General features: G+C 44.5%; 13 protein-coding genes. 7 read left to right on the top strand and 6 right to left on the bottom strand.

The window, feature by feature from the left end:
- Positions 1 to 13: 13 nt before the first annotated feature.
- Positions 14 to 892, top strand: coding sequence for a 4-hydroxy-3-methylbut-2-enyl diphosphate reductase (locus G8O23_RS06890; RefSeq protein ID WP_166363122.1), 879 nt, complete (start codon positions 14 to 16; stop codon positions 890 to 892).
- Here the strand turns inward: G8O23_RS06890 and G8O23_RS06885 are convergent.
- From G8O23_RS06885 to tatC, 3 genes are all read right to left on the bottom strand, one after another.
- Entirely contained in the window at positions 889 to 1,368 is a 480-nt protein-coding gene (locus tag G8O23_RS06885; RefSeq protein WP_166363120.1) for a paraquat-inducible protein A, read from the bottom strand. The genes G8O23_RS06890 and G8O23_RS06885 overlap by 4 nt on opposite strands.
- An 11-nt stretch (positions 1,369 to 1,379) precedes the next feature.
- Positions 1,380 to 1,847, bottom strand: coding sequence for a DUF6565 domain-containing protein (locus G8O23_RS06880; protein WP_166363118.1), 468 nt, complete (start codon positions 1,845 to 1,847; stop codon positions 1,380 to 1,382).
- A 78-nt stretch (positions 1,848 to 1,925) separates the two neighbouring features.
- Positions 1,926 to 2,744: a twin-arginine translocase subunit TatC gene (tatC, locus tag G8O23_RS06875; RefSeq protein WP_166363116.1), complete on the bottom strand. Its 819-nt coding sequence runs from the start codon at positions 2,742 to 2,744 to the stop codon at positions 1,926 to 1,928.
- A gap of 333 nt (positions 2,745 to 3,077) precedes the next feature.
- On the opposite strand from tatC, the gene recQ reads away from it, so the two are divergent.
- The 4 genes from recQ to G8O23_RS06855 all read left to right on the top strand — a co-directional run bounded on the left by recQ (position 3,078) and on the right by G8O23_RS06855 (position 8,261).
- Positions 3,078 to 5,282 (top strand): DNA helicase RecQ, encoded by a 2,205-nt coding sequence (gene recQ, locus G8O23_RS06870; protein WP_166363114.1) that lies wholly within the window; start codon positions 3,078 to 3,080, stop codon positions 5,280 to 5,282.
- A gap of 129 nt (positions 5,283 to 5,411) precedes the next feature.
- Complete coding sequence (locus G8O23_RS17535; RefSeq protein WP_166363112.1) at positions 5,412 to 6,314, top strand: ABC transporter ATP-binding protein; 903 nt, start codon at positions 5,412 to 5,414, stop codon at positions 6,312 to 6,314.
- A gap of 14 nt (positions 6,315 to 6,328) precedes the next feature.
- Complete coding sequence (locus G8O23_RS06860; RefSeq protein ID WP_166363110.1) at positions 6,329 to 7,153, top strand: hypothetical protein; 825 nt, start codon at positions 6,329 to 6,331, stop codon at positions 7,151 to 7,153.
- Between the two features lie 70 nt (positions 7,154 to 7,223).
- A complete protein-coding gene (locus G8O23_RS06855; RefSeq protein ID WP_166363108.1) occupies positions 7,224 to 8,261 on the top strand; it encodes a T9SS type A sorting domain-containing protein in 1,038 nt (345 codons plus the stop codon).
- 81 nt (positions 8,262 to 8,342) lie between these two features.
- Here the strand turns inward: G8O23_RS06855 and folK are convergent, their stop codons facing one another.
- The gene (folK, locus tag G8O23_RS06850; protein WP_166363106.1) at positions 8,343 to 8,888 is read right to left on the bottom strand and encodes a 2-amino-4-hydroxy-6-hydroxymethyldihydropteridine diphosphokinase; all 546 of its coding nucleotides are present in this window, start codon (positions 8,886 to 8,888) and stop codon (positions 8,343 to 8,345) included.
- A gap of 127 nt (positions 8,889 to 9,015) precedes the next feature.
- Here folK and sppA point away from each other — a divergent pair, with 127 nt between their 5' ends.
- Both sppA and G8O23_RS06840 read left to right on the top strand, forming a co-directional pair.
- Complete coding sequence (sppA, locus tag G8O23_RS06845) at positions 9,016 to 10,785, top strand: signal peptide peptidase SppA (protein WP_166363104.1); 1,770 nt, start codon at positions 9,016 to 9,018, stop codon at positions 10,783 to 10,785.
- A 156-nt stretch (positions 10,786 to 10,941) separates the two neighbouring features.
- Complete coding sequence (locus tag G8O23_RS06840; protein ID WP_166363102.1) at positions 10,942 to 11,601, top strand: acyl carrier protein phosphodiesterase; 660 nt, start codon at positions 10,942 to 10,944, stop codon at positions 11,599 to 11,601.
- Here G8O23_RS06840 and rodA read toward each other — a convergent pair.
- A complete protein-coding gene (gene rodA / locus G8O23_RS06835; protein WP_317168996.1) occupies positions 11,545 to 12,960 on the bottom strand; it encodes a rod shape-determining protein RodA in 1,416 nt (471 codons plus the stop codon). The genes G8O23_RS06840 and rodA overlap by 57 nt on opposite strands.
- A complete protein-coding gene (gene mrdA / locus G8O23_RS06830; protein ID WP_166363098.1) occupies positions 12,944 to 14,779 on the bottom strand; it encodes a penicillin-binding protein 2 in 1,836 nt (611 codons plus the stop codon). Before mrdA ends, rodA begins: the two co-directional genes overlap by 17 nt.
- Positions 14,780 to 14,786 lie beyond the last annotated feature (7 nt).

The raw sequence follows: 14,786 nt of genomic DNA, 5'->3' as shown, positions 1-14,786 counted from the left end.
AGCATACTAGGTGATGAGCAATAACTCGAACATAAAGGTTGAAATTGATAGCCACTCGGGCTTTTGCTTTGGGGTTGTTAACGCCATCTCGCAAGCCGAGCACGAGCTTGATAATGATGATAAGCTCTACTGCCTCGGACAGATAGTGCACAACAGCGAGGAGGAGGAGCGCCTAAAAGCAAGGGGGCTAATCACCATTTCGCATAACGATTTGGATAAGCTTGAGGGCAAAAAAGTGCTTCTCAGAGCACACGGCGAGCCACCAGAAACATACCAAAAAGCGCTGAAGAACAACATCAAGCTAATTGATGCTTCATGCCCCGTGGTGCTTAAGCTGCAAACGAAGGTTCGAGAGGGGTGGGAGCGTATGAACGCCATTGGCGGGCAGATTGTAATTTATGGCAAGAAGGGTCATGCCGAGGTGGTTGGCCTTGTAGGGCAAACCAATGGCAATGCCATTGTTATTGAAAGTATCAGCGAGGTTGATTCCCTCGACTTTTCAAAGCCCGTAGAGCTGTTTGCCCAAACCACCAAAAGCGCCGATGAGTACCAAGCCATCTCGCAAGAGATTTCCAAAAGGCTACATGCGAACCTCCCGTTGAAAGCACACAACTCCATATGTGGCCAAGTGGCCAACAGGAAAAAGGAGCTAATGGAGTTTTCTAAAAAGCACGATGTAATCCTTTTTGTAAGCGGCAAGAACAGCTCCAACGGTAAGATGCTTTGCGAGGTGTGTAAGTCGATAAATGATAGAACACATTTTGTAAGTTCACCTCAGGAGGTTGATGAGGAGTGGTTCTTGGGTGTTCAGTCGGTTGGTGTTTGCGGAGCAACATCTACCCCGCTTTGGTTGATGCAGCAGGTGGGCGACAGAGTTAAGCAGCCAAGCTAGCTGTGCTCACCCATCCTATTCAGATAATCCCAGCTTAGCGAAACACCCATCCGTAGCACAATGGAGATAGCCAAGTACGTTGTGCCACCCATGAGTTCCATTACTATTATCGACGAGTTTAGCTTAAAGTTCATTATAAGTAACGCCACCACAAACACATCGAGCATGCTCCACTTATCCAATGCCTGCAGCACCCTAGAGTAGTGGCTTGGTGTATGCGTGTGCACCGAAATTCGATATAAAAGCTCGATATACTTGGCAATGGGCAGCACAATGGTAAACGCAAAAATTACGATGGCTAACGCCAGCTCATTGCCATTGCAGAACAGCTTAATGGAATCGAATAGCCCCACCTCCTGTCTTTTAATGGTAAAGCCAAGTATTTGGGAGCGGGTAACCATTAAGGGCATATACAAACCCATGATGTAACTCCCAACCGATGCAACCCAAAGGGTTAAAGGCACAATTCGTTTCAAAAGGGCTCGACTCACTTACGCTCCTCCCTTAGCTCATCTACCAGCTTTTTAAGCTCGCGGTACAGCTCGTTGCTAATTCGCTTGGCCTCATCGAGAACCCGTGCAACATCATCCTCCATTTGATTTTCAACGTAGTGCTTCAGGTTTTCCCTTAGGTTATCCAAATCATTTTTAAGGTACTGTTGATAAAACCTATCGATCTCAACACCAGCTTTGGCTGCGTTAAACTGCATCCTATAGCCAGTCACTTGCAGCTTATCCTCAAGGGTTAGCTCATCTTTAAACCTACTGTAGTACTGGTTGTTGAAAAGTGAGTACCTCTCGTTGGTCTGCTGCCAATCGGCCTCGGTGTAGTGCCTTGCATTGTCCGTTACCTCATCAACAAACTCTTTGTACTGCTTTAGATATTGCTGCTTGGTTTGCGGTGAGCACGAGGTAAACAGAGCTAGCATAATGATTACTTGACCAACGCTTTTCATTAGGTAAGATTTAGTGATTTGTAATCGGTTAATTTACTGCAACAAACAGCTGATATGCAAAACATCAAAAAAAAGCGACTACTGCCCCTCCCCCTTTAGCTTCCGCCTATACAACCGTGCCGAGAGGCCAATGCTGGCCTCAAAAAGTAGCCAAAGGGGGAACGTAACAAGTAGTAGGCTCAAAATATCGGGAGGGGTGATTACCGCAGCCACCGACATAATAACCACAAAGGTATGCTTGCGATACTTGCGTAAGAACATGGGTGTTACAATGCCAGCCTTGGTGAGAAAAACCACAAGGATTGGTAGCTCAAACAGTATTCCGGTAGCCAAGGTAACCGAGGCCACGGAGCCAATGTACGAGCCCAAGTTAATCTGATTGGTAACCTCGCCCGATACGCTATAACCCCCTAGGAAGTGGATGGTAAGAGGTGAAATAATGAAGTATCCGAATAGCACCCCCACAATAAACAGGAGCGAGATATAGAAAACCACACCACGACTCTTTTTCCTTTCCACATCGTAAAGGGCAGGGCGTACAAATTTCCAGAATTGGAATACCATGAAAGGAAATGCCAAAACAATACCCATATACACCGACACCATAATGTGCGTATTGAACTGTCCCGCCATATTTATGTTTATAATACTTAGAGGCGTGGAGTTGATGCAAAGCACCGGAGAGTTTAACCTCTCAGCCAAAAGGCAAAGCATACGATTTGTGAAGAACTCAGGGGTTTTGGGCAGGAAGATAAGCCTATCGAAAATAAAATCGGAAAAGATAAAGGCCACTATTGCTCCAACCAAAATGGCCGCAACCGACCTTACCAAAACCCATCTCAATTCTTCAAGGTGGTCTAAAAAACTCATTTCATTACCATCAACCTTGTTCCCCATAACCAAATATTAGATTTAACCTTACATCCCGCGCATTACACTACAATACAGCAAACTCATAAACTATTGAACATCTACAAATATAGCTCAAGGTAAAAAGCCATATATTTCACCCAGAAATACAACCGTTAAGCAACTTGATGATATATATCAACACGCATAGAATTCAGGAAATTTATTAATATTTTTATACCCATTAACAAAACTTTACACCAACGGCTAAATCTTTTATTGAAAAAACCGTTAATTTTAAAAAAGCAAAAATAGTTGAATTTATACAATAACTGATATACAGAATTTTTGGACACTGGAAAAGATAAATTTTAGTGAGGAATGTCAAGCGTGAACCTTAAATCAGAAATATCCCTATCGGAACACCTAAAGAAATACTTTGGGTTTAGCAGCTTTAAAGGCAACCAGGAGGTCATTATTAGGAATGTACTTGCTGGCAACGATACCTTTGTGCTTATGCCAACGGGTGGTGGCAAATCGCTTTGCTACCAGCTACCGGCTCTTATCAGCGAGGGTACTGCCATTATCATATCTCCCCTTATCGCGCTCATGAAGAATCAGGTTGATGCCATGAGGGGCTTTAGCATGGAGGACGGTGTTGCGCACTTCCTTAACTCATCGCTAAATAAAACGCAGATTCAGCGAGTTAAGCAGGATATGCTCAGCGGTAAAACCAAGATGCTATACGTAGCACCTGAGTCGCTCACCAAGGAGGAGAACATCCAATTCCTTAAACAGGTTAAGATTTCATTCTACGCCATCGATGAGGCACACTGTATCTCGGAGTGGGGACACGATTTCCGTCCTGAATACAGACGAATTAGGCCTATCATCAACGAAATTGGCACAGCCCCAATCATTGCCCTTACGGCCACAGCCACCCCAAAGGTGCAGCACGATATTCAGAAGAACCTAACCATGCTTGATGCTAACGTATTCAAGTCATCATTCAATAGATCAAATCTATACTACGAGGTTCGGCCCAAGGTGAATACCACCCGCGAAATCATCAAGTTCATTAAGAATAACCCTGGCAAGTCGGGAATCATTTACTGCCTTAGCCGCAAAAAAGTTGAGGAGATTGCCGAAACGCTTAAAGTTAACGGGATAAAAGCATTGCCCTACCACGCTGGTATGGACTCGAACACCCGAAGCGGTAATCAGGATAAGTTCCTGATGGAAGATGTGGATGTTATTGTGGCAACCATAGCTTTTGGTATGGGTATTGACAAGCCCGACGTTAGGTTTGTTATTCACTACGACATACCCAAAAGCCTTGAGGGATACTACCAGGAGACTGGCCGTGCCGGCCGCGATGGAGGCGAGGGAAAGTGTATCACCTTCTACAGCTACAAGGATATTCAAAAGTTAGAAAAGTTTATGCAGGGCAAGCCTGTTGCTGAGCAAGAAATTGGCAAGCAGCTTTTGCTCGAAACAGTTTCGTATGCCGAATCATCAGTTTGCCGCAGAAAAATGCTTTTGCACTACTTTGGCGAGGAGTACCACGACCCCAACTGCAGCGCATGCGACAACTGCCTGCACCCCAAAACGCAGTTCGAGGGTAAGGAGTATCTTCAGCTACTGCTCGAAACCGTACTAGCCGTTAAGGAAAAATTTAAGGCCGAGCACGTGGCCAACATCCTTTGTGGTAACTTAACCACAGCCATCAAATCGTACAAGCACAATAAACTCGAGATGTTTGGTGAGGGCAGCGAGAAGGATGTAAAGTTTTGGAATGCGATAATAAGGCAAGCTCTGGTGGCCAAATTCATCGAAAAGGATATTGAGAATTACGGGCTACTGCTTATCACCGAAAAAGGGAAAGAGTACCTTAAGCAGCCTTACGATTTTATGTTTACACAGGATCATGAGTACGAAGAATCCGACGAAGACGATGTTACCGTTGGACAGGCGAGCAAAAGCGGATCTTGTGATGAGGAGCTTATGTCGATGCTAAAGGATCTTCGGAAAAAGATTGCGAAGAAAAAGAACCTTCCCCCATTCGTTGTTTTCCAAGATCCCTCGCTAGAGGATATGGCCATACAGTACCCCATCAGCATTGAAGAGCTACAAAATATAACGGGAGTAGGAGCAGGCAAGGCCAAGCGCTATGGAAAGGAATTTATTGATCTGATAAAGACCTATGTTGAGGACAAGGAGATTATCAGACCTCAAGATATGGTGGTTAAATCCGTAGCCAACAAGTCGCTGCTAAAGGTATTCATCATCCAGAGTATCGACCGAAAGATGGATCTCGAGGATATTGCGCAGGCCAAAAACCTGGAACTCGCAGAACTTATCACCGAAATTGAAGCCATTGTTAACTCGGGTACCCGAATCAACATCGACTATTACATACAAAGCACCATCGACGAGGAGAAGGTGGATGAAATATACGATTACTTTAAGGAGGAGGCCGAGACCGAGTCAATCGAAGAGGCGATGGACTACCTGGGCGAAGAGGATTTTACCGAGGAGGAGATCAGGCTGGTTCGTATCAAGTTTATTTCAGAACTAGGAAACTAAGGGATTAGAAGATCTATAGCGAAGGCCGAGGTTGAATCCTTGGCCTTTTTTGTTGGGTATGGTATAGTTTTTTTTCATAATATTACATTCAAAAAGTTAGCATTTGAGCAACCATAACATAAATAGCCTGTGGAAAATATTCTTACAGTAAGTGGCCTAAGCAAATGGTTCGGTAGCACAAAAGCAATCGAGAACATTTCGTTTGAGGTGGCAAAAGGACAAGTTGTGGGCATACTTGGCCCCAATGGGAGCGGAAAGACCACAACCCTATCTACAATTCTTGGTATAAGGCACCCATCGCAAGGAACCTTCTCGTGGTTTAACCTAGCCGCAGGCCTTACGGCCAACAAAAGGATAGGATCGCTAATTGAAGTTCCTTACTTTTACCCATACCTAAACCTAAAACAAAACCTTGAGCTGGTTGCGCTTGCCCGGGGCAACGGAGCTCACGATATCGATAGCGTGCTACAAGTGGTTGGTTTATTAACCCGAAGCCAATCGAAGTATTACACCCTGTCGCTAGGCATGAAGCAGCGGCTTGCCCTAGCCAGCGCGCTACTGGGCGACCCAGAGGTACTTGTACTCGATGAACCCACCAATGGGCTCGACCCCGAAGGGATTGCCGATGTGCGCCGAATAATTACTGAGCAATCGCAGAGGGGCAAAACGATAATTCTGGCCAGCCATATCCTCGATGAAGTGGAGAAGGTTTGCAGCCATGTTGTGATTCTAAAGGAGGGCAACATCATTAGCAAAGGGAGCGTTGCCGAACTGCTTACTCAGAAGCAAACCATCTCCATTTTTGCCGATGACATGGAAATGCTGACAACCGCACTCAACAGCATTTCGGAGGTGGAAATTGTTGACAAAAAGCCCGACAGCATAACGGTATCGTTATCGGAAACCATTAAGCCGGCACAAGTAAATGCTAGGTTAGTAAGCATGGGCGTTCCGCCAAGCGGAATTATGGAGCACAAGACTACCCTTGAAACACAGTTTTTAGAGCTAATCAGGAAGGAACATGAGGATTAAACTCCAAATTCACTATGAAATCAATCGTTAAAATTGAAAAGATAAAAACGCTGTACTCTCCAGCATTTAGGACAATCATAATTCTGCACGCCTCCCTTTTCCTTGCAGTTATCCTAATTGCAGGAAGTTTGCGAATTAATATACAAGGAGTTTACATCGAGAAAATCCTCCAGTTTCCGCACGTATGGAATACGCTAGCTTGGATAGCCAGCTGGTTCAATCTTCTGTTAGGAATTCTGGCCATTATTCTGGTAACAAACGAGTTCCATTACAAAACATTTCGTAAGCAGCTGATCGATGGCCTTTCGCGAGGAGAACTACTACTCGGCAAGGTATTTATTTTTGCATCAATTGCCATTTACACCATGCTACTGGTATTTGCCTGCGGATTGGTTATGGGGATGGTTAAAACCTCGGGGCTTAACATGGGAAACTTTATCCAAGGGTTAGGGTTCCTACCAGTACTATTCCTTCAATCGCTGGGCTACATGCTGCTGGCAATGCTGTTTGGCTTTCTATTCAAAAACACTGCACTTTCCATAGTATCGTTTATCCTTTACTTTTTCCCAATTGAGCCAATAATCAGAGCCATAATTCCCGATATGGCTGTTAAGTTTATGCCAGCCAAAGTAATTGCCAACCTAACCCCTATGCCCGATTTTATTGGCATATCAATGGGCGATATGCTTCAGGTAACCCAAGGGTCAACTAATCCACTCCAGGACATAGGGTTAATATCCGAGACCATGCCATTGCTCCAAGCATCAACATTGGCCATAGGGTATTGTTTAGTTTTCATTTTCGTAACAAGAGTTATAGCTAAAAGAGCAAGTTTTTAAACAACTAGCCTTATTGAATTTGAGCAAAATGTAATGTATATTTATGTTCGAAACCCAAAACTGAACAATTATGAAAAAACTTTACCTAACCTTAGTCTGCGTAGCATTATCGATTGCAATAAATGCACAAACTGTGCTACGCTACGAAACCCATGGTTTGGTTGCCGAGCATATAAACGAAATGAAAATAACCACATTCGTTGAGCCCGGTGCTGCTGGTAAGAATGTGGTATGGGATTTTCGCGAATTAAAACTCAACAATGATTTTGTGGGCATTCTCGACAACCCCACAACATCAAAGGGATCGGGGATTTTCACCGAATCGAACGCTAGACTGGAGGAGTTTGGCAACAGCTTCTTCTTTAAGTCTACAAAAAAAGCAATTGAGCAGCATGGATTTATGTCTGCCAATGGCAATACATACATTCTTTACGATAAGCCATTTGTGAAAATGAGCTACCCATTTAGGTATGGAAGTGCCTACAACGGTTCGTTTAACGCCACCTACTTCTCGGCACAAAAACAGCTTGGAGATATCTCAGGAACCTATACAGTTGAAGGCGATGCACACGGAACCTTAATGCTGCCAGGCAATATGGTGTACGAGAACGCACTTAGGGTAAAAGAAGTAAAAAAGTATGAGCAGATTCTTAACAATAGGAGCTACAACATCGAGACCATTACCTATAGGTGGTATGTAAATGGGCATCGCTTTCCAATTCTTGTTCTAATACAATCCAACACGTTATATCAGGATGGCCGATCGTTCACATCGAACCAAGCCGCATACAACCCCATTGCCCTGAGCGATGCTACAAACCCATTAAACATTGATCGTAACGAGGCGCTCACTTCCCTTGAGACCTACCCCAACCCCTACCATGATTTTGTAAACATAAGGTTTAACCTTACAACCGACACGCAAGTTAATCTTTCGGTTTACGATGTAACAGGAAAATTGGTAAGGGTACTGTATAATGGATCCGAAACTGCTGGAGATAAGCACTACCAATTCTCGGCCAAAGATATAAGCCTAAACCCAGGTGCATATATTGTGAAGCTTAAAGTTGAGGGCAGTGAAATTAGCCGAAGAATCCTTGAACTATAAGCCCAATTCAAAAAAAATTATCAAATAAAAACGGAGCCCCTCCCCAAGGCTCCGTTTTGAATTCTATTATGGGAATCGGTATTAATACCCCGATGGACTTACAACATTTTGGAAAAGCCAAACTCTACCTTCGTCGTTGCACTCATCCTTAAGCATCTTAATGGTTTTGCATTGCAGGGGGTGAATCAGTTCAGGTGCAATCTGAGCCAGCGGCTCAAGTACAAACCTGCGCTCATGCAGCTTAGGATGGGGTACAATTAGAGGTGGTAGCGTGTATATGCACTCATCGTAAAACAGAATGTCTATATCAGCAGTACGAGCCGAGTAACTTTCGGCTGTGGTATACCTATCGCGTCCTAAGGTCGCCTCAATTTTATGGCAAACATCTAGCAAGCAAAGGGCCGATAGGGTAGTTTTCACCTCAAGCACCTGATTAAGAAATGGGGTGTTATGCTCAAAACCCCATGCCTCCGACTCGAACACATCCGATTTCGACAAAACAACTCCAACCTCACTCTCGATAAGCTCAATGGATTTTTTAAGAAAATCCTCTCTATCGCCAAGGTTACCGCCAATGCACAAAAACGCTTGGTGCCAACCCTCGTTCAACCTTAAAACATCTGCCATAGCCTTCTATATTAAAAAGAAACTGCAAAGTTTGCTAAAATATCAATTAAATCAAGCCAAGTGTGCAACATTTTTTATACTTTTATTTCGATTTTCAAGAGAAATTAACCTAACCCAATCTGACGATATGAAAGATTTCTTTAAGTATTTACTTGCTACAGTAGTGGGTGTTCTAATCACCTCACTTCTTGCTTTCTTCATCTTCCTTGGCGTTATTGGCGCCATGATGTCGAAATCGGACAAACCAATTGACGTTAAGGAAAACTCCCTACTAGTTTTAAAACTAAACAAGGAGATTGCCGACAGGGGGAGCAATAACCCGATGGCAAATTTCGACTTTATGTCGATGAAACCCGTTACCACCATTGGCCTTAACGATATCCTTAAGGCGATTAAAAATGCTGCCGACGATCCAAAAATCAAAGGCATCTACATTGAGAACGAGAGTATACCCGCAGGGACAGCTACAGTGGAAGAGATTCGCAATGCGCTAATCAAGTTCAAGGAGTCGGGTAAGTTTATTATTAGCTACAGCAACGTGTATAGCCAAAACAGCTACTACTTTGCTTCGGTAGCCGACAAGGTTATGCTAAACCCCGAGGGAGCTATCGACTGGGTAGGACTCCGTAGCGAGATTATGTTTTTTAAGAATGCTCTCGAAAAACTTGGAGTTGAAGCACAAATACTCCGCCATGGTAAGTTTAAATCGGCAGTTGAACCATTTATGAGCGATAAGATGAGCCCAGAAAATCGCGAGCAAACCATGACCTACCTTGGCTCAATATGGGATCACTGGGTTGAAGGTATTGCCAAGGAGCGTGGACTTGAGGTGAAAGACCTTAACCAATGGGCCGACAACCTAACCATCAGAAATGCTAAGGCAGCCCTTGAGCATAATATGATAGATAGCCTGTTATACAAAGATGAGGTGATTGATATGCTGAAGGAGCTAACAGACACCAAACCCAAGAAGGATATTAACTCCGTTAGCATTGAGCAGTACGCCAAAGTACCTGCTCCCCGCAAGCAAAAAGGCCTAATTAAAGATAAGATTGCCGTGGTATATGCTTCTGGCGAGATTTCTATGGGCGAGCAAACCGAAGGGGGAATTGGTGGCGAAGGATTTGCCAGAGCCATTCGCGAGGCGCGTCGCGACAGCTCAATAAAAGCCATCGTGCTTAGGGTTAACTCTCCCGGCGGCAGTGCACTAGCATCTGAACTAATTTGGCGCGAGATGAGCCTTGCCCGTGAGGTGAAACCAGTAATCGTATCAATGGGCGATGTGGCGGCATCTGGGGGGTACTACATTGCAGCCCCTGCCGATGTAATTATTGCTAACCCGACTACCATTACCGGGTCAATTGGCGTATTTGGCATGATTCCAAATATTCAGCAAGTTATGAACAAGAAGCTTGGGATTAACATTGATGTTGTAAAAACCAATAAGAGCTCAGACCTTGGTTCGCTATTCCGTCCGCTTACAGCCCAGGAAAGAGCTGTTATTCAGCTTGGAATTGAGGACGTTTACACCACATTTATTGGACACGTTGCCGATGGAAGGGAACTAACCGTGGAGCAGGTTGATGAGATTGGACAGGGGCGCGTATGGAGCGGAGTTAACGCCCTAGACATTAAGCTAATTGACGAGTTTGGCGGACTTGAAAGAGCCATCGAAATTGCTGCTGAGAGAGCTGAATTGGAGCAATACAGGATAACAGAACTGCCCAAGCAGGAAGATCCATTCCAGGCCTTGCTAAAGGAACTTACCGGTTCGGCCAAGATGAAAATTTTCGAAAAGGAGTTTGGCTTTGCCTACAAGCAGTACAGCCGCATACAAAGCATAATGGAGAACAGAGGCGTACAAGCCCGATTACCCTACGATGTGGAAATATACTAATAGCTCTCATCTATAAAAAAGCACCCGAGTAAACCAGCTCGGGTGTTTTTTTGTTTTGATGATAAATGGAAAGCAAACTTTGGACTGATATTTGCTTAAATTTTACTATCATCCCAAACCATTTGTGAAATTAGGAACCCTTTAACGTAGCTCAGCATGAATTTTTTAGCCCATTTATATCTATCGGGAGACAATGTAGACATAAGGATGGGCAACCTTATTGGAGATTTCGTTAAGGGACGCTCCCTCGGACGCTACCCCGATGGTGTGCAAAAAGGGATATTTTTGCATCGTGCTATAGATTTTTACACCGATACTCACCCCGCCACATTTGAGGTACGGCAGCTGTTCCGACAAGGGTATAGAAAGTATGCAGGAGTTGTGGTTGATGTGTTTTTTGACCACTTTCTGGCGCGATACTGGGGAACATTCTCCCCATACCCACTTAGGGGATTTACCCGAAAATTTTACTACCAAATGGCCCTCCGATACAGAGAGTTACCCAAATCGGTACGGAACCTACTGCCCCTGCTAATTCAAACCGACAGGCTTTACAGCTACCATAAGGTTGAGGGGGTTGAAAGTGCATTACAAATTATGAGCAGAGTTACGTCTCTCCCCGACGAGACCAAGTTCGCTATTGAAACGCTTAACTACCACTACTCATACATTCGCGACCAGTTCCTGATCTTCTTCCCAGATCTGATCGATTTTGTTAAGGTTGATTACAACATCGTTCCAGCAGGTTGGAAAGAGGAGTTAGTCCAAGCGGGAGCTATCGAGCTTAAGGAAAATGAAGAGAAGAATGGTGAATGACCACAACGAAGACCCCCCATAGCTGAAAAACGGAAGCGGGATACCAATTACGGGGAATAGGCCAATTGTCATGGCAATATTAATTGCTATATGGAAGAAAAGAATTGAGATCACCCCATAGCCATAAATTCTCGAGAAGGCTTCCTTTTGCCTCTCGGCCATTTTCACAAGCCTCAGCAAGAGCGATACAAATAGGATAACCACAAATGTTGTCCCAACAAACCCCCACTCCTCTCCCACAGTGCAAAAAATAAAGTCGGTACTCTGCTCAGGCACAAAGTTGAACTTGGTTTGGGTGCCTTGCAGAAAACCTTTACCCGAAAATCCGCCAGAGCCGATAGCAATCTTCGATTGGTTAACGTTGTACCCCCAACCCAGTGGATCGGACTCAATGCCAAGCAAATCGTTAATTCTATCGCGATGATGATGATCTAGCACATTATGAAATATGTAGTCGACGCTAAAACTAAAAGCAGTACTACTTATAAGAAAGAATAGCAAGAAGAAAACGTACTTAACCTTATTCAAGTATGCGTAAACTATTGCAACAGGAATGGTTATGGCAACAGGGATAAGCACTATGTAATATGGCGAGATATTTAGGTCAAGAAATTCGGAAGTACCAAAAAGTAATGCAATCATCCCGAAAAGGCCAAAGGCAAACCGAAGCGTATCCTTAAGCCGTTTCCCGATGGCCGCAAAAAGCACAATGGTTAGTACGATTACTCCCACTAGTATCAATAGCCTATCAAATATGAGCTCTAGGATAAACAACGCAACAAAAAAGGCAAAAAAAGCCAGCACCCAGTGAGGCATACCCTCCCGATAAAAAACAAATACCAGCGAAGCAAAAACCATAGCGGTTCCAGCATCATTTTGAAGCAGAATCAATACTACTGGCACCAAAACAATTAGAACCGAATTCAAATATGCCTTAAAGGAGTTAAGCTTAAAACCATAGGAACTCATGTACTTTGCCAAGGCCAATACCGTGGCAAACTTGGCAAATTCAGCTGGTTGAATCCGGATCCCCCCAAGTTGAATCCACGACTTGGATGCGTTAACCTCCACACCAAAGAATATGACAAACACAAGCACCAAAAGAATTAGCGCGTAGAAGTAATTTGCAAATACCAGGTAAAACCTGGCATCAATGGCCAGTACAGTAATTGCAATAAGTAACGCCGCAGCAATCCAAATTAGCTGCATGCCGTAGCGCTGGCTAACATCGAAGATACTTGCATGATCCTCAGCAAACACAGCTGCATAGATATTTATCCAACCCAAAAACATTAGAGCCAGATAGATTAGCACTGTAGGCCAATCGAGCCACTTGAATATATTACTGCTTCTTCTCACTTCTATCGAGTAATACGGCATTAAGCATTCGCTGCTCAAGCCAAGTTCGCTTAACCTCGCCAGTTAGGTACTTCTCAATCATCAGGCTAGCAATGGGAGCAGCCCATGTGGACCCAAATCCGGCATTCTCTACATACACGGCAATAGCAATCTGGGGATCATCCTTTGGAGCAAATGCCACAAAAACCGAGTGATCATTACCGTGTGGGTTCTGAGATGTTCCTGTTTTACCGCAAACCGTTATCCCAGGTATGGCTGCCACACGTGCAGTACTTCCAGGCCCTCCGTTTACCGCCATATCCATTCCATCAATCACATAGTTAAACCAAAGCGAGTCAACCGTAGTGTACTGTGGTATGGTAAACCGAGGTTGCTTAAGTTCCTCGCCTGCTATACCCTTTAGCAAATGAGGGGTGTAAAAATACCCATGGTTTGCTATGGCTGCTGTCATATTAGCCATTTGCAATGGTGTAGTACCCAGTTCACCCTGCCCAATGGCAAGAGAGAGGATTGTAAGGGAACTCCAGCCACCCTTCCGAAAGTACCTATCGTAAAACTCTATACTTGGCACAATACCTGCCAACTCATTGGGCTGGTCGATATTTAGACGTTTGCCAAACCCAAACGACTCAACATGGTTTTTCCAAACGGTAAAACCCTGCTCAACCCCTCCGAGACTTGGTTTGTCGATAATATTGCGGAACACGTGGCAGTAGTATGTGTTGCATGACACTTGAATGGATTGTATAAGATCGGTTGGCGAAACATGGTGCCTACACCCAACTCCCCTGCCAACTCTATATGCCCCATCGCAACTATACTTGGTTTGGGGCATCACCACACCCTCCTGCAAACCAATTAGCGCATTAACTATTTTAAAAGTGGAACCCGGAGGGTACATCGCCATAAGGGCTCTGTTAAATAGCGGCTTAAGAGTATCCCTTTCGAGCATTCTAAAGTTTGATGTACGAGGTCGACCTACCAGCAAATCGGGATCGTATGTAGGGCTCGACACCATGGCCAGCACCTCTCCTGTTGATGGTTCAAGCGCAACTATTCCGCCAATCTTATTCTGCATCAGCTGCTCGCCGTACTCTTGTAGGAAAACATCAATTGTTGTAGTTATATCCTTACCCAAAACAGCAGTGGTATCGTATCTTCCATCGGCATACGAGCCCTTTATCCTGTTGTGAACATCAACTAGGTACACGTTTACCCCCTTCTTGCCTCTTAGCTCCTCCTCGTAGGTTCGTTCAAGTCCGCTGATGCCAATGTAGTCGCCCATGCGGTAGTAGGGGTTGTTATTAATTATTCGCTCATCAACTTCGCCAACGTAACCCAACAGGTGAGCTGCCACATCACGGGGGTAAGCCCTAAGGGTACGAGGCTGAACATAAAACCCTGGGTATTTGAAGAGTTTTTCCTGAAGCACCGCGTAGCTCTCGGCTGAAAGTTGTTTTATCAGGGGGGAGGGGCGGAATGATGAATGTTTACGGGCTTCGCGCAGGCTGTTCTCAAGCTGTTCACGCGGAATATCAAGAATGTTGCAAAACTCAGTGGTATCGAAAGGGGTTACCTGCCGAGGGACAACCATTAGGTCGTAAGCAGCCTTGTTGTGAACCAGCAGTTCACCATTGCGATCGTACAGCAAACCACGAGCAGGATACTGAGTAATATATCGCAACACGTTGTTGCTTGCCGACATTCGGTACGAACGCTCAATAACCTGCAAATGGAAAAGGCGAACTATAATGATCAGGAAGATCAGAACTATAATCCCCGTTATAATGTATCGTCTATCTGTACTTACCGTTTGCAAGGCTATA

Origin of the sequence: Perlabentimonas gracilis (assembly GCF_011174675.1) — a bacterium.
Classification (GTDB): Bacteria; Bacteroidota; Bacteroidia; order Bacteroidales; family Tenuifilaceae; genus Perlabentimonas; species Perlabentimonas gracilis.
This window is presented reverse-complemented; position numbering and strand designations above follow the sequence as displayed.

Excerpts from the sequence above, each read along its gene's own strand:
- G8O23_RS06890 (WP_166363122.1), top strand. The coding sequence starts at position 14 with ATGAGCAATAACTCGAACATAAAGGTTGAAATTGATAGCCACTCGGGC.
- G8O23_RS06880 (WP_166363118.1), bottom strand. The coding sequence starts at position 1,847 with ATGAAAAGCGTTGGTCAAGTAATCATTATGCTAGCTCTGTTTACCTCG.
- tatC (WP_166363116.1), bottom strand. The coding sequence starts at position 2,744 with ATGGGGAACAAGGTTGATGGTAATGAAATGAGTTTTTTAGACCACCTT.
- recQ (WP_166363114.1), top strand. The coding sequence starts at position 3,078 with ATGTCAAGCGTGAACCTTAAATCAGAAATATCCCTATCGGAACACCTA.
- G8O23_RS06860 (WP_166363110.1), top strand. The coding sequence starts at position 6,329 with ATGAAATCAATCGTTAAAATTGAAAAGATAAAAACGCTGTACTCTCCA.
- G8O23_RS06855 (WP_166363108.1), top strand. The coding sequence starts at position 7,224 with ATGAAAAAACTTTACCTAACCTTAGTCTGCGTAGCATTATCGATTGCA.
- folK (WP_166363106.1), bottom strand. The coding sequence starts at position 8,888 with ATGGCAGATGTTTTAAGGTTGAACGAGGGTTGGCACCAAGCGTTTTTG.
- sppA (WP_166363104.1), top strand. The coding sequence starts at position 9,016 with ATGAAAGATTTCTTTAAGTATTTACTTGCTACAGTAGTGGGTGTTCTA.
- G8O23_RS06840 (WP_166363102.1), top strand. The coding sequence starts at position 10,942 with ATGAATTTTTTAGCCCATTTATATCTATCGGGAGACAATGTAGACATA.